This is a genomic window from Sanguibacteroides sp. AM78-02pH3A (genome assembly GCF_027666085.1).
In the GTDB taxonomy this organism is placed as follows: Bacteria; Bacteroidota; Bacteroidia; order Bacteroidales; family Marinifilaceae; genus Gabonibacter; species Gabonibacter massiliensis.
The window spans coordinates 1-25,838 of record NZ_JAQEHX010000005.1; the positions used below are offsets into that span (position 1 = coordinate 1).

23 protein-coding genes and 1 tRNA gene are annotated in these 25,838 nt (G+C 41.8%); 12 read left to right on the forward strand and 12 right to left on the reverse strand.

All coding sequences use genetic code 11. From position 1 onward, the window contains the following. A partial coding sequence (locus PGR74_RS08770; RefSeq protein WP_270516922.1) for a hypothetical protein occupies nucleotides 1-241 on the forward strand: 241 nt, incomplete at its 5' end. Between the two features lie 219 nt (nucleotides 242-460). Here the strand turns inward: PGR74_RS08770 and ruvA are convergent. Together ruvA and trpS are read right to left on the reverse strand one after the other, a co-directional pair. Continuing rightward, entirely contained in the window at nucleotides 461-1,042 is a 582-nt protein-coding gene (ruvA, locus tag PGR74_RS08775) for a Holliday junction branch migration protein RuvA (RefSeq protein ID WP_041502939.1), read from the reverse strand. Between the two features lie 23 nt (nucleotides 1,043-1,065). Continuing rightward, nucleotides 1,066-2,052, reverse strand: a complete 987-nt coding sequence (gene trpS, locus PGR74_RS08780) for a tryptophan--tRNA ligase (RefSeq protein ID WP_041502938.1) — start codon at nucleotides 2,050-2,052, stop codon at nucleotides 1,066-1,068. 304 nt (nucleotides 2,053-2,356) lie between these two features. On the opposite strand from trpS, the gene PGR74_RS08785 reads away from it, so the two are divergent. After that, on the forward strand, nucleotides 2,357-2,707 hold the full coding sequence (locus PGR74_RS08785; protein WP_041502937.1) for a DUF3276 family protein: 351 nt from the start codon (nucleotides 2,357-2,359) through the stop codon (nucleotides 2,705-2,707). A 24-nt stretch (nucleotides 2,708-2,731) separates the two neighbouring features. Here PGR74_RS08785 and PGR74_RS08790 read toward each other — a convergent pair whose 3' ends face one another. From PGR74_RS08790 to murB, 7 genes are all read right to left on the reverse strand, one after another. Then, the gene (locus PGR74_RS08790; protein ID WP_041502936.1) at nucleotides 2,732-3,190 is read right to left on the reverse strand and encodes an SRPBCC family protein; all 459 of its coding nucleotides are present in this window, start codon (nucleotides 3,188-3,190) and stop codon (nucleotides 2,732-2,734) included. Nucleotides 3,191-3,199: 9 nt separating this feature from the next. Next, the gene (gene pyrE, locus PGR74_RS08795; RefSeq protein WP_041502935.1) at nucleotides 3,200-3,829 is read right to left on the reverse strand and encodes an orotate phosphoribosyltransferase; all 630 of its coding nucleotides are present in this window, start codon (nucleotides 3,827-3,829) and stop codon (nucleotides 3,200-3,202) included. A gap of 19 nt (nucleotides 3,830-3,848) precedes the next feature. Then, nucleotides 3,849-4,877 (reverse strand): aminoglycoside phosphotransferase family protein, encoded by a 1,029-nt coding sequence (locus PGR74_RS08800; RefSeq protein ID WP_052634493.1) that lies wholly within the window; start codon nucleotides 4,875-4,877, stop codon nucleotides 3,849-3,851. A gap of 5 nt (nucleotides 4,878-4,882) precedes the next feature. Further along, the gene (locus tag PGR74_RS08805) at nucleotides 4,883-5,086 is read right to left on the reverse strand and encodes a hypothetical protein (RefSeq protein WP_041504684.1); all 204 of its coding nucleotides are present in this window, start codon (nucleotides 5,084-5,086) and stop codon (nucleotides 4,883-4,885) included. Nucleotides 5,087-5,103: 17 nt separating this feature from the next. Beyond that, nucleotides 5,104-5,187, reverse strand: a tRNA-Leu gene (locus PGR74_RS08810). A 101-nt stretch (nucleotides 5,188-5,288) separates the two neighbouring features. Beyond that, nucleotides 5,289-6,047 (reverse strand): acyl-[acyl-carrier-protein] thioesterase, encoded by a 759-nt coding sequence (locus tag PGR74_RS08815; protein ID WP_041502934.1) that lies wholly within the window; start codon nucleotides 6,045-6,047, stop codon nucleotides 5,289-5,291. Nucleotides 6,048-6,099: 52 nt separating this feature from the next. Beyond that, on the reverse strand, nucleotides 6,100-7,110 hold the full coding sequence (gene murB, locus PGR74_RS08820; protein WP_041502980.1) for a UDP-N-acetylmuramate dehydrogenase: 1,011 nt from the start codon (nucleotides 7,108-7,110) through the stop codon (nucleotides 6,100-6,102). Between the two features lie 96 nt (nucleotides 7,111-7,206). Between murB and PGR74_RS08825 the strand changes: the two genes are divergently transcribed. After that, on the forward strand, nucleotides 7,207-8,562 hold the full coding sequence (locus tag PGR74_RS08825) for a methyltransferase RsmF C-terminal domain-like protein (RefSeq protein ID WP_052649338.1): 1,356 nt from the start codon (nucleotides 7,207-7,209) through the stop codon (nucleotides 8,560-8,562). On the opposite strand, the gene PGR74_RS08830 is transcribed toward PGR74_RS08825, so the two are convergent. Both PGR74_RS08830 and PGR74_RS08835 read right to left on the reverse strand, forming a co-directional pair. After that, complete coding sequence (locus PGR74_RS08830; protein ID WP_041502978.1) at nucleotides 8,563-10,530, reverse strand: tetratricopeptide repeat protein; 1,968 nt, start codon at nucleotides 10,528-10,530, stop codon at nucleotides 8,563-8,565. Nucleotides 10,531-10,627: 97 nt separating this feature from the next. Then, a complete protein-coding gene (locus PGR74_RS08835) occupies nucleotides 10,628-11,728 on the reverse strand; it encodes a Kelch repeat-containing protein (RefSeq protein WP_052634489.1) in 1,101 nt (366 codons plus the stop codon). 245 nt (nucleotides 11,729-11,973) lie between these two features. Between PGR74_RS08835 and PGR74_RS08840 the strand changes: the two genes are divergently transcribed. The 8 genes from PGR74_RS08840 to PGR74_RS08875 all read left to right on the forward strand — a co-directional run bounded on the left by PGR74_RS08840 (nucleotide 11,974) and on the right by PGR74_RS08875 (nucleotide 23,711). After that, a complete protein-coding gene (locus PGR74_RS08840; RefSeq protein WP_041502933.1) occupies nucleotides 11,974-13,290 on the forward strand; it encodes a DUF4270 family protein in 1,317 nt (438 codons plus the stop codon). 26 nt (nucleotides 13,291-13,316) lie between these two features. After that, nucleotides 13,317-14,576, forward strand: coding sequence for a hypothetical protein (locus PGR74_RS08845; RefSeq protein ID WP_052634501.1), 1,260 nt, complete (start codon nucleotides 13,317-13,319; stop codon nucleotides 14,574-14,576). Nucleotides 14,577-14,609: 33 nt separating this feature from the next. Then, entirely contained in the window at nucleotides 14,610-15,704 is a 1,095-nt protein-coding gene (locus PGR74_RS08850; RefSeq protein ID WP_041502932.1) for a TlpA disulfide reductase family protein, read from the forward strand. 135 nt (nucleotides 15,705-15,839) lie between these two features. Continuing rightward, nucleotides 15,840-18,842, forward strand: a complete 3,003-nt coding sequence (locus tag PGR74_RS08855; protein WP_052649337.1) for a glycoside hydrolase family 3 N-terminal domain-containing protein — start codon at nucleotides 15,840-15,842, stop codon at nucleotides 18,840-18,842. A gap of 126 nt (nucleotides 18,843-18,968) precedes the next feature. Continuing rightward, nucleotides 18,969-19,661 (forward strand): succinate dehydrogenase cytochrome b subunit, encoded by a 693-nt coding sequence (locus tag PGR74_RS08860; RefSeq protein ID WP_041504683.1) that lies wholly within the window; start codon nucleotides 18,969-18,971, stop codon nucleotides 19,659-19,661. Between the two features lie 60 nt (nucleotides 19,662-19,721). After that, nucleotides 19,722-21,662, forward strand: coding sequence for a fumarate reductase/succinate dehydrogenase flavoprotein subunit (locus tag PGR74_RS08865; RefSeq protein WP_270516923.1), 1,941 nt, complete (start codon nucleotides 19,722-19,724; stop codon nucleotides 21,660-21,662). Nucleotides 21,663-21,732: 70 nt separating this feature from the next. After that, a complete protein-coding gene (locus tag PGR74_RS08870; protein WP_041502929.1) occupies nucleotides 21,733-22,494 on the forward strand; it encodes a succinate dehydrogenase/fumarate reductase iron-sulfur subunit in 762 nt (253 codons plus the stop codon). 413 nt (nucleotides 22,495-22,907) lie between these two features. Then, complete coding sequence (locus PGR74_RS08875; protein ID WP_052634485.1) at nucleotides 22,908-23,711, forward strand: alpha/beta fold hydrolase; 804 nt, start codon at nucleotides 22,908-22,910, stop codon at nucleotides 23,709-23,711. On the opposite strand, the gene PGR74_RS08880 is transcribed toward PGR74_RS08875, so the two are convergent. After that, a complete protein-coding gene (locus PGR74_RS08880) occupies nucleotides 23,674-24,723 on the reverse strand; it encodes a hypothetical protein (protein WP_152614085.1) in 1,050 nt (349 codons plus the stop codon). The two genes, PGR74_RS08875 and PGR74_RS08880, sit on opposite strands and share 38 nt — an antisense overlap. A 134-nt stretch (nucleotides 24,724-24,857) precedes the next feature. On the opposite strand from PGR74_RS08880, the gene PGR74_RS08885 reads away from it, so the two are divergent. Further along, nucleotides 24,858-25,835 (forward strand): type I phosphomannose isomerase catalytic subunit, encoded by a 978-nt coding sequence (locus PGR74_RS08885; RefSeq protein WP_041502927.1) that lies wholly within the window; start codon nucleotides 24,858-24,860, stop codon nucleotides 25,833-25,835. Nucleotides 25,836-25,838 lie beyond the last annotated feature (3 nt).

Genomic DNA, 25,838 nt, shown 5'->3' on the forward strand with positions numbered 1-25,838 from the left:
GCTCGCTTTTTGTCACTTCAATATCTTTAAGAACTCGTCTGCTTATTTAGCTCCCTTCCCCTCGATCTTCCCGCGGAAAGCGGGTGCAAAAGTAGGGCTTAATTTTCAACTTCCAAATTTTTCCTCCACTTTTTTAAAAGTTTTTTTTCAACTCTCCATACTCTCCCCCGCCGGAAAAATCATCCACCATTCACCTTCTCACGACTACTCCACCTCCCACCATTCCTTTCTAACGTCATGAACTCTTTCTCTCTCGAAAGCGGGTGCAAAGATAAAAAATGAATCTATCCCTTTCCAAATTTTTACGCCTTATTTTTTCAAAAAAATAACGAAATCACTATTCCGTCTATCTCTCAACGACTTTCGGGCAAAAACAACAACAGTAAATTGCAAATTCTCAAATCACGAAATCGTCTAACCACTAAATCTCCCGCTCCCGTCATCTTCTTATCCCCGGTTTTCACAATTGTTTTAAAGCTAATTTGATCAACTCCTCCACACTGCTCACACTTCCGGTAGCACATATTTTATCCAACGTCTTTACCACCTGCGCACGTGCAAAACCGAGCATCACCAAAGCCGCTAAAGCCTCCTCTTTCATCGTATTGGACAATACTCCCATATTTTCCAATACCACACCCTCCTTACCCACTTTATCCTTTAACTCGATAATTACCCTTTGAGCCGTTTTTATACCTATTCCCTTCACACTCTTAATCGCATTTACATTTTCGGTTACGATAGCCCCGGTAATCTCTTCCACACTCATAGAGCTCAACATGACATTTGCCGTATTCGCCCCAATCCCCGAAACTGATATCAAAGAACGAAACAAACTCCGCTCCTCTTTGGTGAAAAAACCATAAAACAGATGTACATCTTCCCGTATAACTTGATGAATATAAAGCAAAACCTCTCGTTCCGAAGCGATCTTAGAATAAGTATTCAACGATACATGAATATTATATCCGATTCCTCCACATTCGACAACCACATAGGCAGGAGTAGCCTCTATCAGTATTCCTTTAATATATTCGTACATAATAAACCTGAATTAAAATACCCTTAAGGACGGAATCCGATGATTTCCCGAACTTCCTTTATCGTCTTCTCCGCACTCGTTCTTGCTTTTTCAGCTCCCATAGCCGCAATCTTATCCAAATAAACCGGATCGGCCGAGTATTCCAGAATCCGCTCTCGGATGGGGGTACAAAATTGAATAATATCCTCGGCTAACTGCTTTTTCATATCCCCGTAACGAATCTCGCAAGCATTATACTTATCATTGAAATAAGCATAAGTATCTTTGTCGGAAACCACTTCCATTAAAGTAAATAAATTTTGTATCACCTCAGGCTTTATGCTATTAGGTTCAGTCGGCCCGCTATCGGTTACCGCTTTCATCACTTTTTTACGAATTGTAGCGGCATCATCGATCAAGTATATGGCGTTACCCTCGGATTTACCCATTTTCCCCGAACCATCCAAACCGGGAATCTTCACCGCTTCCTTGGAAAAGGTAAATGAAGCCGGTTCCGGAAAAAACTCCCGGCCATACATCGTATTGAATCTCCGGGCAAATTTACGAGCCATCTCCATATTCTGCTCCTGATCTTTACCAACCGGTACTTTATGTGCTTTATGAATAATAATATCAGCGGCCATAAGCGTCGGATACGTCAATAATCCGGCATTTACGTTATCAGGCTGTTTCCGGGCTTTTTCCTTAAATGTTGTCGTACGCTCCAATTCACCCAAATAAGCATTCATATTCAGGAAAAGGTATAGTTCCAAAATCTCCTTCACGTCACTCTGAACATAGATCGCCGATTTTTCCGGATCTATGCCACAAGCTAAGTATTCGGCTAAAATCTTTCGGACACTTCCCATGATATCGTCCGGACGAGGATGCGTAGTCAACGAATGCCAATCGGCAATAAAAAAGAAACAATTATATTCATTCTGCATCTGAATAAAACTCTTTACCGCACCGAAATAGTTTCCTAAATGCAAATTACCCGTAGGTCTAATTCCGCTTACTACTGTTTCCATCGTTAAAAATTTTCAATGTTTACGAATGACAAAGATATATTTTTATTCCTTTTAGAACAATATAATCGGTTGCTCTTCCTCCCAATACCGAATTTCAAAATTATTTTTTTACGAAAAAACGAAGAAAAAGTTACGTTCAAATCCTTCATTTTAAGCTTGAATACTGACCTTTCCAGCACATGCACCAGCTCATTTTACACAACTTACTGATTGTCAAAATAAAAAATATTGAAAAAAAAAGATGTTCTTATGTTGTTTTTTCCTACATTTGAAACGAAAACTCAAATTTAAACTTTAATTTAACATGGAAGGATACGAAAAAAATGAAGGTATGGAAATGAATGATCGGGAAGAGATCTATTCAAAACCAGTGAGAGCAGGGAAAAGGACCTATTTTTTCGATGTAAAAGCTACTCGTAATAATGATTATTATTTAACGATTACCGAGAGTAAGAAAAAATTTGACAAAGAAGGTAATCAAAACTACGAGAAACATAAAATTTTCTTGTACAAAGAGGATTTTGAAAAATTTGCAGAAGGCCTGGATGAGGCTGTAGCATATATCAAAGCGGCTCTGAACGGCGAGTTGCCGGAATCTCATCAAGACAGAAGCAATGATTTCGATGACATTGATTTCGACGATTTATCAAAATAAAAAAAGAGGCTTAAGCCTCTTTTTTTATGGTAATAATCCATATGGTATTTTAGCCAAACCTTCAGCCAGTTGATTTATTCCTTTTTCCAGCTTTCCTTTCAGCATCATTTTCATCACGACATTCAAATCCGCCTCAAAAGTGATCCGCATACGGGTGTCGTAAGGTCCATTCTCCAACAATTGAATCCACATACTAAAATCAAAAGGAACACGTCCGTCTCCTCCCAATTTTATGAGTTTAGGCTCTTCCCGCTCCACTATTTTCATTCCCATCTCCCCCACACCTTTGATTATGAAAGAACAACTATCCTCCGTCGTACGAATATCTTCAATTTTATCCGAAATAGAAGCCATCTGTTCCCCTCCCATCTGGCGGGCCATATTAATAATGGTCCCTATCCGATTGAAGTCGGAAAGAAAATTATAAACCCTATCTATTGTACATTCAATTCTCTGAACATCGCTTACAACCTTCGTAGACATAAACAATATTTATTTATAGGTTTCAGGACTCAATCTCCACTCTTTCAATTTTTCAACCTCATTCGAATGAACATAACCCGTTCTCACGGCTAAATCGATCATCGCCCCATAATTACTCAACGTATCCAAAGCACAATGAGCAGCAGCAAAATTATCTTCCGCTTTCTGAAAACCGTACGTAAAAATAGCTGTCAATCCCAGCACGTTACAACCAGCGTTCCGTAAAGCTTCCACGGCTTGCAAGCTGGAGCCGCCTGTTGAAATCAAGTCCTCAACCACTACTACCTTCTGTCCGGGCTTACAGTCCCCTTCAATCAAATTCTCCAATCCATGATTTTTAGCCGAAGACCTGACATACACAAACGGTAAGCCTAACTCCTGAGCAACTAATGCTCCTTGTGCTATCGCTCCGGTAGCGACACCGGCAATGACCTCCACTTGAGGATATTTACTCCGAATTAATTCGACGAATTGATCCCTGATATAGGTACGAACTGCCGGAAAAGATAAAGTCTTACGGTTATCACAGTAAATCGGCGATTTCCAGCCGGAAGCCCAGGTAAAAGGGTCAGAAGGTTGCAATTTAATAGCTTTTATCTGCAATAAATGAGAAGCTACCTGCTCAGCTACACTATTCATTTTACACTTTATTTAATAGTTATTCATTCTCTTTCGGCGTGCAAAGGTACGAAGTATTTTTTAAAGCGCTCTCTACGACCCGTAGAATTTCAGGATATTCTTTTTCCAGTTTTCCTGAACCGCACAACTCCACAATTTCCCGTAATCCGGGAATAATAGAATCGATAAAATGTTGTTTCCTTTCGTGTATACCCCTCAAACCGAAAGCCCCCATAGCCTGCAAAAGACGTATCAACACGAAATGATAATAAGCCTTACGAAATATCTTCGCCCGCTCTTTACTATAAGTAGATAATCGCCGGATATAATAATCCAGCAATTCATTTTTTTGCTCTTCCGGCATCTTCACCACGGCATCATACAATAAAGAAGCCACATCATAATGCAATGCTCCCTGACGTCCACCCTGGTAATCGATAAAATAAACATCATCATCCGACACCATGATATTTCGTGACTGGAAATCCCGGAACATAAAACAATCGGCTGCCACTACCGCCAAATGCTTTGTCAACCGGTCAAAATCATTCTCCAATTTCTCCTCGTCCGCTTCCACTCCGGCCAACCGTAAAAAGCAATATTTAAAATAATTCAAATCCCAACGAATACAACGCTCATCAAAAACAGGACGAGGTAAACAAGCCGAATAATCCAATCCTCTCCCCCCTATCCATTGAAAACGCAATAATTCAGACAAGGACTTTCTATACAATTCCATCGTGTGTTCGCTCAATCCCTTTTCCTTCCGTTCCCGCTCCACGATATCCAACAGCATATCCGTTCCGAGATCTTCCTGTAAATAGAACTTTCCGTCTTCCGACACCCGATATATTTCAGGTACATGCAATCCCTTTTCTTTAAAATTCCGGGAAAATTCAACGAACAACCGGTTTTCCCTCAAGTTTTCATGATACACGCCGATACAGGAAAACCTCTCGTCTTTCATACGATAATATTTTCTTGCAGAACCGGATAAAGGCAAGGCCTCCATGCTCTTTACCGCATGTCCCGCGTACGATTTAAAAAGAGATTCCAACTGTTCTTCCATAAACTTTATTCGTTATTACTCCCCGCTTTACTTCTACGGTAATCCAAACACAGGTTACGCCGCTTACCGATAATATACCTCCCCAAAATTAAAACATCGACCGACAACAAAGCGCATATCCTTTTCATTCTCCGGTATGAATGCAAAAGTAAAGCAAATCGCCCATAATCCAAAACCTTCCCATCCAAAATAAAAATCCTGCCAATCATCACATTAGCAGGATTTGTGCCCAAGACAAGACTCGAACTTGCACAGCCGAACGGCCACTACCACCTCAAAGTAGCGTGTATACCAATTTCACCACTTGGGCATTTAACGCTGCAAAGATATTTTTTTTCTCCAAAAAAAAGAAAGATATCCCCCAAAAAATACGCAAGAATCCGAGCCGAACCCCAAAATATACCTTATATCTTACTTCACCTCGCACCAAACGGTTTTTGCCACACAATGCGTCTTTTCACGAGTTTCATTCATCACCCGGTGAAAAATAACGGTTTCGCCTTCCTTCTCCGCAACCCGTTGTTGGCAAGAATATATCTCACTATCAGGCATAATCTCATGCTCGTACACGATCTCTAACTCTCTTAATTCGTGATTTTTCAAAAAATCAAAAGGCAACGAATTGGTCACCCATCCGACATAAGTAGCCTGCGTCACATGCTTATTAAAGTCAATGTTATCATAAGTAGCCACGAAATGGCGTCCCGATTCGTACTCGAAAGGAACTTCTTTGGTGTTCAAATCAAAACCAAGTTTTCTTTCAAGGCCTTCACAAGATCTAGCCGCTTCAATTACCACTTCCGGCAAACGCACGGGACGACGGCGAGCCAGATCGATAACCATCCATTCCGAGGTCGCCCTTAACAAGACCTCACCTTCCGTCGTCATCATTTGAAAATCCCGAAGAGCAAACAGACGATCGATTCCGGAAGGCCAAGTCTCCAAAATAACGGTATCATCTTTCTGCGGCATACGCGACACCACTATATGCAATTTATGTAACATCCAGGTCAACCCCCGAGCATTCAGAGTCCCCACGTCAAATTTCAACAACAACGTCTGCTCGTTAGCAATATCATTAAACAAATCACATAACGTTTTCACGAAAAGCCTCTCCCTCAAATCGGTGTAATGCGTGCAAATCTTTATCTCGTCAGTATGCTTCAACATTTTATATAACTTTGGTTTACTAATTACAAATCAGATACACATGTTCAGGATCTCAGATTATATTGACCTCCGGTTCTAACCAAATACCAAATTTCAAAAAAACTGATTTTTTTATCTCGTTAGCCAAATGGGCCACTTCAACTCCATTGGCCTCTCCTTTATTTATCAATACCAACGCTTGCTTATCATGAACCCCGGCGTTTCCGATACCCTTCCCTTTCCATCCGGCAGCCTCAATCAGCCAGCCTGCAGCCACCTTTACCCACTCTTCATCCACGGGATACAAGGGAAGTTGCGGGTAACTTTTCGAAAGAGTATCCGACAGTTCCTTAGGCACCACGGGATTTTTAAAAAAACTTCCCGCGTTGGGCCATACCTTCACATCGGGTAATTTAGTATTACGAACGCGTATCACAGCCTGTCGTACATTTGCTAACGATACCCCGCCCAATCGATCGACCTCCTCCCGGATGCTCCCGTAATTCAAATTAAAACGAGGTCGCTTGGAGAGACAAAAAGTAACATACGTAATGATAAACCGATTTTTCCATTCATGTTTAAAAATGGAATCCCGGTATCCGAAACGACATTGATCGGCATGGAAGCCAACAACCTTCCCCGTCTGCAGGTCAATTGCCCGTACCCCAGATATAACCTCTTTCACCTCGACTCCATAAGCCCCTATATTCTGAACCGGAGTAGCCCCGACATGCCCGGGAATCAACGACAAATTTTCTATCCCGTAATACCCGCGTTCAACCGTCCAAGCCACAAAATCATCCCACACGACACCGCTTCCGACCTGAACGATTACCTCATGTTCATCTTCCCGCAGTATAGTATATCCCTCCATTAGCGGATAAAAAACAACTCCCGGAAAATCCGTCGTAAACAAAAAATTACTTCCGCCGCCTAAAATGATAATTTCTTCCGGGTTCAACTCGTAATCCGTTACAAACTCTGAAAGCTCTTTTTCCCGATCACTTTCCACGAAATACTTACAGGTCGCATCCATGCTAAACGTATTGTGCGCTTTCAAATTATAATTCTCCCGAACTCTTATCATCTATTTTTCATTTAAATTTATCATCAGCAATACGGCAAAGGTAAAACATATCACAAATAATTCATTAATTTTGTCTGTTTAATCTACACTTGTATGATGCAATTACCAACTCTTTTCAGCGAACGCATGAGTCAAATTCTCGGACAAGAAGCGTCGGATTTTTTCGAAGCATTAAATAACGCGTCTCCTGTTTCCATTCGATTGAATCCTCACAAACAAACGCCCCTGCCCCCCTTCCAAAACCTGATCGACACCCCGGTTCCCTGGTGTAACAATGCATTTTACCTGAAAGAGAGACCCCTGTTTACTTTAGACCCGTTTTTACACGGGGGAGTTTATTACGTGCAAGAAGCCTCTTCCATGTTTCTCCAAACAGTCCTTCAACAAATTACGGGCCATATCCCATTGAGGGTTTTGGATTTATGTGCCGCCCCCGGAGGAAAATCCACCCTGTTAGCCGCAAAACTTCCCCAGGGTTCCTTATTGGTTTCAAATGAAGTCATTAAATCCAGAGCCGTAATCCTAAAAGAAAACATGATCAAATGGGGTAACGACCATACGGTTATTACCCAAAGCGATCCGCAACAATTTTCCTCTTTCACCGGAGCCTTCGATCTTATTCTGGTAGATGCCCCCTGTTCGGGCGAAGGTATGTTTCGGAAAGACCCTAAAGCCATCGAAGAGTGGAGCGAAAACAACTTACGTCTATGCGAAGAAAGGCAAAAACGGATTCTATCGGACATCTGGAACGCCTTAGCACCCGGGGGATATCTGATTTACAGCACATGTACCTATAATCCGGGAGAAAATGAGAAAATATTAGAATGGCTTTTAACCCATTACGATGCCACCTCCATCGAGATACGACATCCCTTCGAAAAGATCACGAAAGCAAAATCTTCTGCCCACGGCTATCGTTTTTATCCCCATCACACGCGAGGAGAAGGATTTTTTATAGGCGTAATGCAAAAAAACAACGGGGAAAGATTCCAAATCAAAAAAGAAAAACGGAACAATAAAAACAAAGAGATCGGCCTGCCCAAAGAATTCAACATCTACCTGCGGAATCCCGATCTTTACTATGCCTATCAGAAAGGAGACACGATAGGGATTATCCCCCGGGAACATGCGGATTTTATTCAACAATTATCCTCTAAAGTCGACCTATTGTACAAAGGGTGCGAATTAGGCGAAGTCATAAAAGGAAAAAACAAACCGACACATGCCTTGGCCCTATCTCCCGTTCTGGCGAAAAATAATATACGGATACAAGAGGTAGATTTACAGACAGCGATTCGATACCTGAAAAAAGAAGAGCTGCGGTTCGAGGCTCCTCAAGGAGAATGGATCCTGATATCCTACCTCTCTACCCCCTTAGGATGGGTAAAAGAAGTAGGAAACCGAATCAACAATTATTACCCTAAAGAATGGAGAATCCGAAATTTCTGATTAACGATCCTGCTCCACGGAACAATAACGTTTAATAATATTGTAAGAGTCCGTAATTCCCAATTCACCCGCTTTACTGAGATCAGCATTGGCCTGAGCTTTATTCCCCTTGTAAATATACAACAACCCTCTATTGTAATAGGCTTCGGCAATATCTTTATCCTTTTCCAATAATTGGGTATACAAATCGATAGCCTCATCCACTTTCCCGCTCTTCGCGTAAACGTTAGCAATATTAAACATCGCGAATACGAAATCGGGATCGATCTCCAAACATTTGTTGTAATCATCTAATACCGTGGAATAATCGACAACCCGCACGACCTTTTTATCCTCCCCTACGACCCGGGAGGTTTTCTCTTCCACGGACTCGATGTAATCATACATCTTCATCCGGGCTCCGGCCAAATTTAACCGGGCAAACAAATGATTCGGATCTCGTACCAAAATCGCCTTGAAATCCTCTATCGCATCGGTATATCTTCCGAGTTCCAAGTAAAAACCTCCCCTTAACAAAAGGGCTTCTATATCATCTTTATCCCGTCCTATCCTCTCCGACAAAACTCGTATCTGATTATCTAAAAATTCTGACGGGAAATGAAACTTTTTATCGGATATAGTCAATGCCGGATTATAATTATGAGACTGATTATAAGTCATAATATGCTTATTGAAATACTGGACCTTACCTTTCCTCAAGGTATCTATATCCAGGTATTGTACCAGAAATACATCCTGCAATCTTATAATCACCTCCTTATCCTGCAAACGACCGTTGATGACATCTTTTATCCTGTCCGTACGGGAATTGATGTCTATCAGTCTTCTGAAATTCTCCGTCGTATCGACCAAAGCATTCCGATCCCCGTCTTTCATCTTTTTATAACGATCCAAAATCTCTGCCGCCTTGTACTGATCCTTCTCGGCCTCCGCGTAATCGTGTTTCCGTGAACTTACCATGGAACGAGCTTGATAAGCTTTTACAAAATCGGGATAAAGCGAAATACTCTCCGTAAAGTCATAATAAGCGCCGTCTAAATCCTTTATCTCCATTTTCAACAATCCCCGGTTAAAATAGATCAGAATATTATCCGGATTCATCTTCAACACCTGATCGAAATCTTCAATAGCGCGGTTGTAATCCCCCACCTCTGCCCTTAACAAAGCCCGATTATAGTACGCGTAGGCATAAGTACTATCGATCTGAATCACGGTGGTATAATCATCCAACGTCTCTTTGTATTTTTTCATTTCATACCAAGCGTAGGCCCGACTCATCAATATTCTCTTATTTTGGGGATTTATCTTCAATGCCTGATTGTAATCTTCTATGGCATCATGATATTTCTTCTGCTGAAATTTCAAATATCCCCTCAACCCATACGCTTCATCGGAAAACATATTCAATCGGATCGCGGCATTACAATCCGCGATGGCTCCGGTCACATCCTCGAGCTTATCCCGCATGATCGCCCGGTTCAAATAAGCGGCCAACAGTTTATTGTCAATAATCAAAGCTTTCGAATAATCTTTTTCCGCCCCTTTATAATCTCCCATATCAGCCTTTGTTATGGCCCTATTGGCATACACGTATGCATCTCCTGGATTTATAGAAACAGCCGTATTGTAATCCTCCAGAGCCTGCTCGTATCTTCTCAGGTTATGCCAGGCTATACCTCTGTACATAAAAGCATGAAAATAATTCGGATTCAGGTCTATCGCCTTCGTGTAATCCTGAATGGCCCCTTCGTAATCTTCCAGGTTTAGCTTAGCCAACCCCCGGAAAAAATAAGGTTCGGACAAATAAGGCTTTACCCGTATAATATTATTGAAATTTTCAATGGCACTCACGTAATCGTCAAAATAAATAGCACTTTGCCCCATACGCATCATATTTGTCGTATTCCATTGAGCAAATAGGCTCAATCCCCACCAACAAAAAAATATAAGGAAGACAATCTTTTTCATTTTTCTGCTCCTGTTGTCTATTATTTCATGCCTTAAAGGTAATAAAAAAAAGGGAAGCACAAAGCCTCCCTTTTTCTTTATGATTAAAATCCTACGATTAATAATCGTTTCTCTTATCTTCCTTAACATCGGGAATAAATTTCCAAGTAGCAGCATAAACACGAACGCCATATTCATCCGTACCACTACCGCCGGTCGTATAGTATCCGTAACCGCCCACGGCAAACCCTACACCCATGGTCACATTAGCCGCATAATAAGAAAGGTCTTCCATCTGATGCCATTGATCGCGGTTATGATTGTATCTCCAAACAGTTCTCGGAGCTGTTCCTCCCATTCCCGTAGCCACATAAGCATAAGGTTGTCCGTCTTTTCCCTTATCGGAAATAAACGTGATAGCATAAGCACGAGGAATACGATCATAATCCTTATCCTGTTTTACATCCGGCTTATTCGTCAAAGCACCCATCGGAGTCCATGTTTCCGTTGTGAAATCAAATTTACTCATATCGCGCAAAACACCCGCACCATCCGTACCTAAACAAACATAAGCATAACCTCCTACAACGAAAGCAGAGGCACCGTAGCGTTTATCTCCGATAAATCCACTTTTCCCGTCCAAAATCTTCCATTGTTGTCCGGCACCGGCCTTCGGATCGAATTTATAAAAATCTTTGTAGATGAGATCCTGATTATTTTCACGATTACGACCCGTACCCACATAACCGTATTTGTCATTAGCAAAAGCAACGGCATCGCGACATTTAACAGGTAAATTATCTATTTGACTCCAAGCTCCTTTTCCTCCGTCAGCAACCGGATCGAACTCCCAAAAATCATCATAATATTTAAGTGTCGTGGTATTCGTATTCGATCTGTAACCAGAACCCACATATGCTTTATTCCCGATAACAAAAGCAACGGCAGCATGACGGGCCTCTCCCGGGAAATCGTTAATCCTCGTCCATGAACCACTCGTGTAATCGAATTTCCAAAAATCCTGATACTCCGCATCATTATTACCGTATCCTAATCCCACGTATGCGACATCGTTAATTACAAAAGAAACAGCTCCCAAACGATCGGAACCCGCGAACTGAGAAGCCTTTGCCCAGTCACCCAAATGGTCGTCATCTGATCCACAGGATGCAAAGAAAAAACCTAAAATAGCTAGAACTAAAAAATTAAATGTTCTCATACTTATTTATTTACCTATTTGTTTATTGTTATTTTCTAACTTTTCTATATTATACTTTTATCTTTTCTACCCAAAAAGGATAGGCAAAACTACACATTTTATCCACAAATCCAATAAAAAAACAGGTGAAATATATCTTGTTATTCTTTTTTACACTTTATTCCGATAAAATACAATCGCTCCTTTCGGTTTTTTAGAAAATAGTTATACCTTCGCATTCTGTTAATTCAAAATAAAACTACAACATGAGAATATTCTTTCTGATAGGCTTTTTCTTTATTGTATTGTATGCTTGTGACAATGATTTAAATACCATCGGGGAAAATCTGATTCCGAATACCGGCTACGTGGAAGTGCGAAAATATAATATAGACAAAACTTCCACCATACGTTTGGACTCTTTTCCCACTTCCAGTCTTTCCTACATGATCATGGGATCGATAAAAGACGATTTCACGGGCAGAACGACAGCGACACCTTATTTCCATCTGGTTAAAACGGGATATGAAAAAAACCTGAATTTTGAGAGGGAATATGTTTACGACTCCTTGACCCTGCATTTCAAATACAATCAAGTCATTGCCGGAGATACGAGTCAACACCAGACCTATTATCTATATAGGCTAACAGAATTTCCTGAATTTGATTACCTTAATCCTTTTTTCTATAACACGGATTCACTTCCCCGGGCAAGCGAACCTATCTCCACTTTAAAAATTTATCCGCAAAAGGAGTATCTGTCGAGAGCTTATTTTAAAGTAGACGATGAATTGGGGAAAAAACTCTTTGACCTTATGCGGGCAAGAGATACCGTCTTTAGCAATGGACTGGATTTCTTACGCTACTTCAAAGGCCTATCCATTGTTCCCGATAAAGATAACAGCAACCTGATATCCATTGACGCCACTTCGGCCAACCTGTATTTACGTTGTTACTATCATTTCGGAGAGACCAAATACTGGTTTGATATTCCGACAATAGGGTCATCCGGCAGTTATTACAATTTTACCAATTACAAAAACGATCCTCCGCAAGAATTGGCCCATGTAACCCAAACCGACTCTTTGCAGTATGTAAAAGGCGGATTGGGGGTAGTCCAAGGACTGAACGGATACATGCTGAAGCTCAATTTGCCTTTTATCAAAAATATCGATTCCTATCGCACCATCGTCAGGGCCGAAATAGAATTAAAACCCTATTTCAACGTCTATTCCAAGGTACCGGATGCCAAACAATTGGGAGTGTTCGTGTCTGACCGGGAAAACGGGTTAAAAGGGATTCTGTTGAACGGAAGCGGACAACAGGTTTATGGATACTTATACCAAAATTCGACGAACGTAAACGATCGGAAATATACCATAGACATCACGGATTACTATAACAGTCTGGTAAGCGGAGTTCCTCCTATCGATCAAAACATCCATCTATTGTTAGGATTACCCGGTACGTTGCGTTCGCAAGATAAAATAAACCTAATGGAAGGAAATATCAGCAGCTCATTTAATCGTGTAGTACTGGAAGAAGTTCCGGTTTTACGGCTCTATTATACACAATATAAATGATAAAGCAGTTATCAAATATGAATTTTATGAGAAAAATAGTTTTTAGTATCGTCATATTCCTTTGTTCAATCAGCGCATTCGGTCAAAACAATTCAGGTACTCCGTATTCCAAATACGGCTTAGGCCTTTTTCCCGATAATTACGGTCCTTACACGGCCATGGGCGGCGTGTCCGTTGCCATGCGGGACAATTACAATATCAACTTTATGAATCCGGCTTCTTATACGGCTTTGGATACGCTCCGTTTCTATTTTCAATTGGGGGTCAGCGGAGAATATGTTGATATTTCAACAAACAAGGAACATTCCAAATATCAAGTCGCTCAAAATGCCTCTATAAACATGGCTTTCAGACTATACAAAAAATTATTCATGTCTTTCGGTTTCAATGAAAAAAGCGATATCGGATACGATATTTTGTATAACAACGAAGTAATCGGCGATCCGAGCATGCGTTTTCTTCAACACATAGAGGGAGAAGGAGGTTTAAACGAAGCCTATCTCGGTTTGGCTTATCAATTCGGAAAGCTCTCCATCGGAGTAAACTCCTCTCTGATATTCGGTAAATTAGAAGAACGTCAGACTTTACAAATATTACCTGTCGGTAGTGGATATTATCTAAAAACCCGAACCCAAACCAATGTTTTCGATGCACTATTCACGATGGGAGCCCAACTGCCGTTACAATTAAACAAAAATTCAAATCTGACCTTAGGAACCAGTTTCAATTTCGGAACCAATTTCCATGGGAAAAAAACATTTGAAGCCTATAAAATCAGTATGGCAACCGGAGCTCAAACTCCTATCAACGACGAAAAATGGGAAGACGGGAATATTCATTATCCTTTCAAAATGATTATCGGTACAACTTACGAATATAAAAAACGATGGTTGATTTCCGGAGACTATACGTTTCAAAACATGTCTCAATATCAAGAATTTGGCGGAGAAAGAGTGTATAAAAATTACCATAAAGCTGCATTAGGGGGATATTTCCAACCGGATGCAACCGGACGTTATTGGTGGCAACGTAACAAATATATGGCTGGTACGTATTTTACAAGGTCCCATATAGATTTGAACGATCATTCCATCAATACTTATGGGATCACGGTCGGATCTCAGATTCCGGTTCGACTTCGGACACAGGAGTTAATGTTAGGCGTTGCCTTCGATTTCGGTATGAGAGGGACCCGTTCTGACAATTTAATTCTGGAGAAATATGCTAAAGTAAGAATTAATATTGCTTTCAAGGAGATATGGTTCATGAAAAGCAAAATTAATTAGTAATTAAAAAGTTTATATTGAAAAACCCAAAACATGAGAAAAATTTTATTCACTTTTGCAGCAGCAGGTTTAGCACTTGTAGCATGTAATAACCAAAGCGGTTATACGGTAACCGGAAACATAGAAGGTCTGAAAGAGGGTAAGGCCTATATGGTAAACGTAGACAACGGAAAGGTAGATACATTAGCCTCTTCCGACATCAAAAATGGTAATTTCACATTCAAAGGCAACGTCAAAGGGATAACCGCCGCATTTATAACGGTGCAAGGTCAAAGAGGCGGATTACCCATTTTTCTGGAAAATGAAAAGTTCACGGTAAAAATAAATCCGATGAACCCCATGGAAACCAGTGTAAAAGGTGGAGCCGCCCAAAAACTAAACAATGAATTCAACGACATTCAATTAGGAATATACAAGCAACAACAGGTACTGAATCAAAGCTACATGCAAGCTCAACAAGCTCAGGACCAGGCCAAGGCTGACTCTATTGCCAACGTATACAACCAATTGGTTGAAAAGGCGATGGCAAAAGAAGATTCTTTGATCAAAGCAAACCCCGACTCCTACGTATCGGCACATATGGTTGCCGCCATGATGGGAGAAATGGAGTTAGAGGCATTAAAAGGGAAATACGCGTTACTGGGAGAAAACGCCAAAGCAACGATTCCCGGACAAAAAATCGCCCAACACATTGCCCGCCAAGAGAGCGTTGCCATAGGACAAATAGCCCCGAATTTCACACTCGACACTCCGGAAGGGGGAACCATTTCCTTATACGACATCAAAGGGAAAGTTAAATTAATCGATTTCTGGGCATCCTGGTGCGGACCCTGTCGGCAAGAAAATCCTCATGTGGTTGCTCTTTACAAAGAGTTCCATCCGAAAGGTCTCGAGATCATCGGTGTATCTTTAGATAATGACAAAGCGAACTGGGAAAAAGCGATCAAAGACGACGGTTTGACCTGGTACCAAGGTTCCGATCTGAAAGGGTGGCAATCGGCCGTAGCGCAATTATACGGAGTAACGGCAATACCTCATACCGTATTGTTGGATGCAAATAATAAAATTGTAGCCAAAAACCTAAGAGGCAACGAATTAAAAGCAAAAATAGCCGAAATGCTAAAATAATTGTTTTTAACAATCATTAAAAAAGAAGAGGGTAAAAATAAGTTTATACCCTCTTCTTTTTTGCTACTTTTGTTTCATGCAGGAAAACAGAAAAAAGGTTCCTGCCGGTAACGATAATCGGTAAGTATATATTCTATGTATAAAATTCTTCTGAATCTTGTAATTTGTTCGCTTATCTCTCATACGATCTGGGGACAAGACACCATCGGAAAAGTAGACTCCATCCTTTCGACAATGACTTTGGACCAAAAAATCGGACAACTGTTCATGATTGCCGCTTACAGTAACAAAGATGCCGATTATGAAAAAGAATTAGAAGAAACCATCACCCGGTATCATGTCGGAGGAATCATTTTCTTTCAAGGTTCCCCTGTTCGTCAAGCCCTTATGACCAATCATCTTCAACAACTATCTCCCATCCCTCTATTAATAGGGATGGATGCTGAAAGCGGTCTCGGCTGGAGAATAAAACAGGCTATGGAATTTCCGAATCAAACATTATTGGGAGCCATACGCGACAATGATCTTATCTATCGTATCGGACAATCGATCGGTGAAGACTGCCGCCTGTTAGGAGTTCATGTCAATTTTGCCCCGGTTGTCGATATCAATACCAATCCCAAAAACCCGATTATCGGAATACGTTCTTTCGGAGAAAAGAAAAAAAATGTAAGCCAAAAATCCATTGCTTACATGCAAGGATTGAGTTCTCAAAACGTCATGGCTGTAGCCAAACATTTCCCGGGACATGGAGATACGGATGTCGATTCGCACTTAGCCCTTCCGTTAATAAAATTCCCTGCAACGCGTCTGGATTCTGTCGAGTTATATCCCTTTAAGGAGCTCATAGAGGCCGGAGTTCCGGGAGTAATGGTTTCCCACCTGAACGTCCCGGCCTACGATACCGCCAATCTTCCCGCCTCCTTGTCCCCCCGTATCGTGACGGAACTTTTAAGAAACCAACTCCGTTTTGAAGGATTGTGTTTCACGGATGCGATGAATATGAAAGGGGTAACTCTCGGAAGAGCCAAGGGTAAAGCAGACTTGTTAGCCCTGATGGCAGGCAATAATGTTCTCCTGTTTCCGGAAAACATTGCCGCCTCAATCAAGAAAATAAAAGAAGCGATTAAAAACGGTAAAGTAAGCGAAGAGCTCATCCACGAAAGATGCAGACAGCTCTTGTTGGCGAAAGAAAAATACGTCATGCCTTCCTATTATCCGATCGATACGAACCGGCTTATCCAACGCCTGAATACGCCGCAAGATTCGGGAATCCTGCAAACGGCTTACGCTAAAGCAATTACATTAATAAAAAACAATGATCTTTTATTACCCTTCACAAAATTAGATACGTTGCGTATGGCTTCCTTAAACTTCGGCGACAGAAAAGCGACCGCCTTCGAGAACATGCTTTCCAACTATGCACCGTGTGATCATTTTTCCATAAGTAATGAAGCTTCTCCGGAAAAAATACAACAACTACTCAAAAAATTAGCTTCATATAACTGCATTATCATATACAATAGCGCCGCGCGCAACAGCATGGCCCGGCAATTCGGAGCCTCGTTACAGTTATCGAATATCATTAAAAAATTAAAAGGGAAACGCCTCGTTCTATGCCATCCGGCTACACCCTACGGCGTAGATCTATACAGCTATCTCCCCGTAGATGCAATACTTATCAGTTATAGCCACGATCTCCCGGCACAGGAATTTTCAGCTCAAGCCTTGTTCGGGGGAATCCGCGTAGAAGGGAAATTACCGGTCAGTATCAACCTCAGCTATCCTGCCGGAACAGGCCTAACGACCCCCAAAATCCGATTAGGATACCATCTCCCCGTTTTAAGCGGAATGGATAGCTTTGTATTACAACGCATCGACAGCATCTGCCAGGCTGCCATACAAGCAGAAGCAACTCCCGGCTGCGAGGTACTTGTGGCAAAAGACGGCTATATAGTCTATAACAAAGCCTTCGGATATCATACCTATCAAAAGAAAAAACCGAACCGGACAAACGACATTTACGACATAGCCTCCGTAACAAAAATCGCGGCTACACTCCCTACCGCAATGATGCTTTACGATGAAAAAAAAATAGCGTTGGATTCACCGATTTCCCGTTACTATCCACCAATCATACAAACGAACAAGGCAAATATTACAATTAGAGAAATTCTCCTGCATATGGCCGCCTTAAAACCGGCCGTTTCTTTTTTTTATCATGCCATAGATAAAGGAAAATTATCCGGTCGTTTGTTCTCTCCGCGCAGAACGAAAGAAAATTGTCAGAAATTACGAGAGCGCCTCTATCTGAACCCGCATTTCAGTTACCGGGACAGTACGTTCTGCCACGAACCCCGAGAAGATTACACTCTAATATCTCCTCATTTCTATATTCACAAACAATTTAGGGATTCCATCCATGAGATCCTACTGAATAGCGAATTATTGCCGCAAAAAAAATACACGTACAGCGATATCGGATTCGTTCTTTTAAAAGATATTTCGGAATCACAGACATCGACCTCTTTCGATCGTTTTTGTAAAGAACAACTATTTAAACGCATCGGGGCAAACAACACGGCTTTTCAAGCCTATCGGACACTCAACCCGGAGCGCATCGTACCTTCGGCGGAAGATCTGGTTTTTAGGAAATCTCTACTGAAAGGATATGTACACGATCCCATTGCAGCCCTACTAAACGGAATATCCGGAAATGCAGGTCTTTTTACGAACACCGGAGACTTAGCCAAAATCATGGCAATGTATCTGAATCACGGCGAATACGGGGGAGAACGCTTCATCGACTCGGCAACCGTAGCCCTTTTCACAAGCACCCAATTACCCGCAAAACTAAATCGCCGGGGATTAGGCTTTGACAAACCTGAACAGGATGCCTCTAAAACCAGCCCCGCTTGCGCGGCGGCTCCCCTGTCCAGTTACGGACACAGCGGTTTTACAGGTACAATCGCCTGGAACGATCCGGATAATAAAATGATATACATATTTTTATCGAACCGAACGTTCCCCAATGAATACAACGATAAACTTATTCAAGAAAACATCCGTACCAAAATCCAAGAAGTTCTTTACAAGGCATTATCAACACCGACACAAGCCCCCCTTTACACCCCTTAATTACGGAAATAATTCTTTATATTTAGAATGATTTTAAAATAGCTGAAACCGTTCCATATGCCGGAAAAAAAGGTACTTTTGTTGACGCAAAAGAATTTAAATAGTTATCAATAAATAGACTTAATTATGAGTAATTTCTTAACATCGTCGATCGGGAAAAAGATCATTCTGAGTTTATCGGGTCTTTTTCTTATTGCGTTTTTGTGCATTCACTTGGCACTAAATCTACTTTTAATTGTGGATAATAGTGGTGAGTTATTTAACATCGGAGCTCATTTCATGGCAACCAATCCATTAATCAAAATCATCGAACCGATTTTGGCTTTGGGATTTATCATTCACATCGTATTAGCCTCCATCTTAACGCTCCAAAACAGAAGTGCACGTCCAGTCAAGTACGATTTGCGGAACCAAACAGGTAACTGTACCTGGTCTTCCAGAAATATGTACATCTTGGGAGGACTGGTTTTAATCTTTTTGGTTGTACACCTCTGGAACTTCTGGTGGAAAATTAAGTTTGCAGGAGATCCTCTTTTAACGGAAATCAACGTGGATGGAGTGGCCATGGAAAACACTTACGCTTTGGTAGCAGGATTATTTAAATCCAGCATCATCTACGGTTTGATTTATATCTTAGGCGGTGTATTCTTAGGTCTTCATCTCACTCACGGATTTTGGTCGGCATTTCAATCCATCGGTTTTTGTAACCAGATATGGAGAAAACGATTGGAATGTCTTGCTAAAATTTTCGCGATTATCATTGCCGCAGGATTCAGTATTATCCCACTCTATTTTATTTTGGGTTTAGGTGGTAATTAATAACCGCTAAGTTCCTATGAGAAATCTGAATCTAAAAATCAAAATTAAAACTTATTCGTTATGACAAAATTAGACGCAAAAATACCTGCAGGACCGTTAGTAGAAAAATGGTCGAACCATAAAGCTCATATTGGTGTTGTCAGTCCTGCTAATAAAAGGAAATTAGATATTATTGTCGTAGGTACCGGACTTGCCGGCGGATCTGCGGCTGCCAGTCTTGCAGAACTTGGCTATAACGTTCTCGCTTTCTGTTATCAGGATTCCCCCCGTCGGGCTCACTCCATCGCCGCACAAGGTGGTATTAATGCAGCAAAAAACTACACGAACGATAACGACTCCGTTTATAGGTTGTTTTACGAAACCATTAAAGGAGGAGACTATCGGGCCCGTGAAGCTAACGTATATCGTCTGGCAGAAGTAAGTAATGCCATCATCGACCAATGCGTGGCTCAAGGAGTTCCTTTCGCACGTGATTACGGCGGCCTTTTGGCAAACCGTTCATTCGGAGGTGCTTTAGTTAGCCGTACGTTCTATGCCCGCGGTCAAACCGGACAACAATTATTGCTTGGCTGTTACGGAGCCATGAATCGCCAAATCGAAAAAGGACAAATTAAAGTATATAACCGCCATGAAGTTTTAGACGTAGTTCTTATCGAGGGAAAAGCAAGAGGAGTCATCGCACGCGACTTGGTAACCGGTAGAATCGAGCGTTTCGGCGCACACGCCGTTGTACTGGCAACCGGAGGTTACGGTAACGTGTTCTTCCTCTCGACAAACGCCATGGGATGTAACGGAAGTGCCGCATGGCAAGCTTACAAACGAGGTGCATTTTTCGCCAATCCTTGTTTCGTACAAATTCACCCGACCTGTATTCCGGTACACGGAGAACAACAAAGTAAACTGACGCTGATGTCCGAGTCATTACGTAATGACGGTCGTGTTTGGGTTCCGAAAAAAATAGAAGATGCTAAGAAATTACAGGCCGGAACTCTAAACCCGAACGATATACCCGATAAAGATCGCGACTTTTACTTGGAACGTCGTTATCCGGCATTCGGAAACTTAGTTCCTCGCGACGTGGCCTCCCGTGCCGCCAAAGAGAGATGCGATGCCGGATTCGGAGTAAATAACACGGGTAAAGCCGTGTTCCTGGATTTCAAATACGCCATCGACCGTTTGGGAAAAGAGACCATCGAAAAACGTTACGGAAACTTGTTCCAGATGTACGAAAAGATCACGGCTGTCGATCCTTACAACAACCCGATGATGATCTACCCGGCTATCCACTACACCATGGGAGGTCTTTGGGTAGACTACAACCTGATGACTACCATTCCGGGTTTGTATGCCATTGGAGAATGTAACTTCTCTGACCACGGCGCCAACCGCCTCGGTGCTTCTGCCTTGATGCAAGGCTTGGCCGACGGTTATTTCGTACTGCCGTATACCATCGGTGATTATCTGGCAAAAGATATTCAAACACCGAAAATTAAAACCAATACACCGGAATTCGATGAAGCAGAAAAACGGGTAACCGACCGTTTGCGCAAACTATACGATATAAAAGGAAGTAAGTCTCCGGATCATTTCCACAAACTATTAGGACATATCATGTGGGACTATATCGGAATGGCCCGTGACGCGGAAGGTTTGCAAAAAGCAATAAAATTAATTGCCGAACTAAAAGAAGAGTTTTACAAGGATCTTCGTATCACCGGAGAATTCACCGCTATGAACAACGAGTTGGAGAAAGCCGGACGTATAGCAGATTTCTTAGAGATCGCCGATCTGATGGCTCACGATGCCTTGGATCGTAACGAATCTTGCGGTGGACACTGCCGTTTGGAATCTGTTACGGAAGAAGGCGAAGCAAAACGGGACGACGAGCATTACCAATATGTTTCCGCGTGGGAATATAAAGGAGAAGGTACAGCTCCCGAATTGCACAAGGAACCCCTTGTATTCGAAAATATTGAAGTAACCCAACGCTCTTATAAATAATGACAATTCAAATTGTAGGCATCGACATGAATAAATTACCTGCAATTCAGCATTTAAAACAAAATTGGTTATGGCAGATAAAATATTAAAAGAACTAACTCTGAAGATCTGGCGTCAAAAAGATGCCAAATCCAAAGGCGGGTTTGAAACATACAAAATCCATGATATCTCTACCGGCACTTCATTCCTTGAAATGTTGGATATCCTCAACGAACAGCTTGTAAGCGAGAACAAAGAACCGGTTGCATTTGACCACGATTGCCGCGAAGGTATTTGCGGAACATGCAGTCTGTTTATCGACGGTCGTGCTCACGGACCGGACGATGACGTGACTACCTGTCAATTGCATATGCGCCGTTTCGAGGACGGAGCGACCATCACGATCGAACCTTGGCGTTGCGGAGCTTTCCCCGTAATCAAAGACTTAATCGTTGACCGCGGAGCATACGAGAAGATTTTGCAAGCAGGCGGATATGTATCCGTGAACACGGGAGGCGTTCCTGATGGTAACGCGATTCCTATCGCTAACGAAAAAGCAGAAGAAGCCATGGATGCGGCAGCCTGCATCGGATGCGGCGCTTGTGCAGCAACCTGTAAAAACTCTTCAGCCATGCTTTTCGTTGCGGCTAAAGTCTCACAATTGGCATTATTGCCTCAAGGTAAAATCGAAGCGGCACGCCGGGCAAAAGCCATGGTTGCCAAAATGGACGAACTCGGATTCGGAAACTGTACCAATACAGGGGCCTGTGAATCCGAATGCCCCAAGAGTATCTCTATCGAGCATATCGCCCGTCTGAACAGAGAATACCTGAAAGCAAAATTAAAAGACTAAATAAGAATTTTTTCGCGAAGAAAAGGTCGGAAGATTTTTCCGACCTCTTTCTTTATTAGTAGATTTAAAGATTCTTTTATTTAGTGATTTAATTTGAATCTCCCGATTGTAAATTTTAAATTGTAGATTGTAAATTAATCTCTGAATATCTATAACATGGGCAGTTCATAAAATCGAAATTCAATCCCTTGATCACAGAATCCTTCAATTCCTTTTATTTACAATCGTCAATCTGCAATTGATAGCACTTTAACCCCGTCCCCAAGTGCTATTATCCTGGAAATATTTGCATCGATCTGGTATCGCAAACAACCGAGACAAATCAACAAAACACTCGAGGAATTAAAAGAATTTGAAGAGAAATAGTTTCTTTTTTGCGAATAGCTTTTAAATTTGCAATGATAAAATAAACCATGAAACTATTTTATAGAGAAATCGGACAGGGAGATCCTTTGATTATTCTTCACGGTTTATGGGGCGCCTCGGAAAATTGGCTTCCCATCGCCCGTTTATTAGAGGACAGGTTCAGGGTAATCCTACCGGACGTTCGTAATCACGGTCAATCGCCGCACTCGAACGAAATGAATTACGACGTGATGAGTGACGATATCATAGAATTGATCGAATCCTTGCAATTACCGGTACGCCCCTGCATCGCCGGACACTCCATGGGCGGGAAAATAGTCATGGCCATACTCATGAAAAAACCGGAACTTATCCGCAAAGCCGTCGTCGTCGATATCGCTCCCATAGCCTACACTTCTTCCGACGGTGGAAGGCATAGTAAAATCATCGATTTCATGTCTGCCTTCAACCTTCGTTCGTATCAAACGAGAGAAGAGATAAAAAACGCTATTGAAACCCGTTTCAAAACACCCCAATCTCAGCAATTGTTTTTGAAGAATATCCGGAAAACAAAAAACGGATTCGAATGGAAAATCAATCATGAATCCATACAAAAACATTTTCAGGAAATCAGCGGCTGCCCTTCCCGTCTCCCCCTGTCGCAATACACTCGAGAGATCCTTTTCATCAAAGGAGAACATTCCGACCTTATTCCGACGGACAAGACTTTCTTGTATGAACAATTTCCGGCTGCCCGCTTCATTCAAATACCCGATTGCGGGCATTGGATCCATAGCGAACAGCCGGAAAAATTAGCACAAGCCATTAAAACATTTATTCTCCCCAAACAAAAGCTTTCGTCACATAGCTAATGGCCTGGATGTTCCGATCGGCATTATTATCGTATCTTCCGATTCCAGGCTCATACAGGATAGCCGACAACCGTATTTTATACACCTCTCCTTTTACCAAAGAAGACAATCGATTCTCTACCTTTCCTTGTGTCGCTTCCGTTATATTCAACTCCCCCGTTCCTGCCAGCACTTCACTTTTGAAAAACGGATTATTAGCATCCGAATTTTTATCCAACACCTCAACCTGATAATATATATTCGACTCTTCAACAGGAGTCCAGGTAACGTCTATGCCCGTAGAAGTAGCCGTCGGCTTCCACTCTGCCCTTAAATCAAAGGCGTGCTCCGGAACATTCGAATCATACAAACTTTCATCGAATTTCACATTCCATTTGGAACCGATCTTACAATAAAACCTTACCCGATCGCAGTTTCCGGTGAAATCGATATTTTTCCGGTAGACCAAACTTCCAAGATAACTTCCTCTATCCAAAGGAATTTGTCCTCCTTCCGCATCCGACACGATGGCATAGGCCTCCCGGATCGAACCGTTCCCGCTTATCTTAAACTCCAGCGTTCTTTTCCAGGTTCCCTCCTCACTCGAATATTGATTAACCCAGTAAGCATCTCCGCTCAAGTTTTCCAAATAAGAAAGTCCCTCGTTGTATTCGCGGGCTCCCCATCCGTCATGCAAGGACAATATTCCCTTCCCGCATCCCAATACATTCCATGTCTTCTCTTCTCCGCTATCGTCTGTTATCCTCAAAGCATTATTTTCCAAATCCCTCCATTTTCCGGCAATCGTATCTTTCAAACCGCTATATTCCACACCAATCAAATTTCCGTTATTATCAAAACGAATCACCTCCAGTACATCATTCGTCCGGTAACCCAACTTATTGCCTATCCAACCGTTATAATACCAATTCTTACCCGTCAGATCATTCCGATTCAACACAAATTCTTTGTCGTCGCTATCGCTACACGCACCTAAAATAAGTAAAGTCATAAAGGCACCTAAAATTCTCATGTTTCCCATTTTTACTACGTTATTTTCTATTCTTAGAATCAAAATTACATTTTAAAGCGAAACTCACGCTAAGATTATGCATTTTTAATATCTTTGTCTTCATACAATAATTATGCCTAATACAAACAGAGAAGATGTTGTACCCGTTAAAATTTCATCCGATTCTAAAAAAAACACTTTGGGGAGGCCATAGGTTAGCCTATAAAAATGAGAATCACATGGAGACCGAGCACATAGGAGAAAGCTGGGAAATCTCAGCCGTACAGGAACGCGTATCCGTAGTTTCTAACGGACTTTTGGCGGGAAATGATCTTCAGGAACTGATCGAAGTATACATGGGAGACTTGGTAGGAGATCGCGTGTACGAACAATTCGGCATCGAATTCCCGTTACTTATCAAATACATCGACTCTCAGGCCGACCTCTCCATTCAGGTTCATCCCGACGACGCCACGGCTAAGGAAAGACATAACGCCTACGGGAAAACCGAAATGTGGTATATCGTGGATGTCGAAAAGGAGGCTTCCCTGATTTTAGGTTTTAATAAACCTTTGGACCAAGCGGAGTATTTACAAAAGTTACACCAAAAAAAATTGCAGGAAATTCTAAACGTGGAACACCCGCACAAAGGAGATTGTTTTTTTCTCCCTTCCGGTTTGGTTCACTCCATCGGAAAAGGATGTTTTATCGCGGAAATACAACAAACCTCCGATATCACTTATAGAATTTATGATTACGACCGGAAAGACATAAACGGAGAACCGAGGGAATTACACACGGAATTAGCAACGAATGTTATAGACTACAACTATTACCCGAATCATAAAATCCATTATGCACCCAAAGATAACGAATCCGTGCAATTAATCGATTGCCCTTACTTTACGACTAACCTGCTCACGTTCGACAAAAACATAGAGAAAGAATACATCCGGTTGGACTCTTTTGTCATCTATATGTGTCTACAAGGAAAGTTCACCATCACGACAGGAGAATCCGAGCCCGTGGAGGTAAAACAAGAAGAAACGGTACTTATCCCGGCCTCTCTCAAAAATTTAACCCTCTACCCCGACGAATACACCAAAGTTCTTGAAATCTATATTGACGATTGACGA